Annotated in this window: 1 protein-coding gene; it reads left to right on the top strand. The window is 65.7% G+C overall.

The window, feature by feature from the left end:
- On the top strand, positions 1 to 781 hold a 781-nt coding region (locus ABZ749_RS35610; RefSeq protein WP_357235865.1), incomplete at its 5' end, for an adenosylhomocysteinase.
- Positions 782 to 1,047 lie beyond the last annotated feature (266 nt).

Genomic DNA, 1,047 nt, shown 5'->3' with positions numbered 1-1,047 from the left:
CTTCCGGGCATACAAAGTCAACGACTCGGTGACCAAGAGCAAGTTCGACAACAAGTACGGCTGCCGGCACTCGCTCATCGACGGCATCAACCGCGCCACCGATGTGCTGATCGGCGGCAAGATGGCGGTCGTCATGGGCTACGGCGACGTGGGCAAGGGCTGCGCCGAGTCGCTGCGCGGCCAGGGCGCCCGGGTCGTGGTGACCGAGGTGGACCCGATCTGCGCGTTGCAGGCCGCCATGGACGGCTACCAGGTCGCCACCCTGGACGACGTTGTCGAGCAGGCCGACATCTTCATCACCGCCACCGGCTGCTTCGACGTCATCACCAACGAGCACATGGCCCGGATGAAGCACCAGGCCATCGTCGGCAACATCGGCCACTTCGACAACGAGATCGACATGGCCGGGCTGGCCAAGCGGTCCGACGTCGAGCGGATCAACATCAAGCCGCAGGTCGACCTGTGGCGCTTCGCCGACGGGCACGCCATCATCGTGCTCTCCGAGGGCCGCCTGCTGAACCTGGGCAACGCGACCGGGCACCCGAGCTTCGTCATGTCGAACTCGTTCGCCAACCAGACGATCGCCCAGATCGAGCTCTTCACCAAGACCGAGGAGTACCCGATCGGCGTCTACGTGCTGCCCAAGCACCTGGACGAGAAGGTGGCCCGACTGCACCTCGGCGCACTCGGCGCGAAGCTGAGCACGCTGACCAAGGAGCAGGCCGCCTACCTCGGCGTCTCCACGGAGGGTCCGTTCAAGCCGGATCACTACCGCTACTGATCGACATCTCTGGACCGGGTCGGCTGTTCGCAGCCGGCCCGGTCCGTCGTCTCCGCCCTGCCCGCTGCACGCCGCGATCGTGCCCTGCGCTCCCGCGATCTGCCCTGCACTCCGGCGATCTGCCCTGCACGCCCGCGATCTTGCAGTTTCGGTTGGAGATTCACGGCTTTAGGTGCGATATGTCGCCACAGAAAGTGCAAGATCGCGGGGGGAGAAGTCGGTGGCACGACAGGCGGCGTACCAGCCGGACGCTAGGAGGACGTGGT

The sequence above is a fragment of the Micromonospora sp. NPDC047753 genome, assembly GCF_040642735.1.
Taxonomy (GTDB): domain Bacteria; phylum Actinomycetota; class Actinomycetes; order Mycobacteriales; family Micromonosporaceae; genus Micromonospora.
The sequence above is the reverse complement of the archived record's forward strand: the minus strand, read 5'-3'. Positions and strand labels throughout refer to the sequence as shown.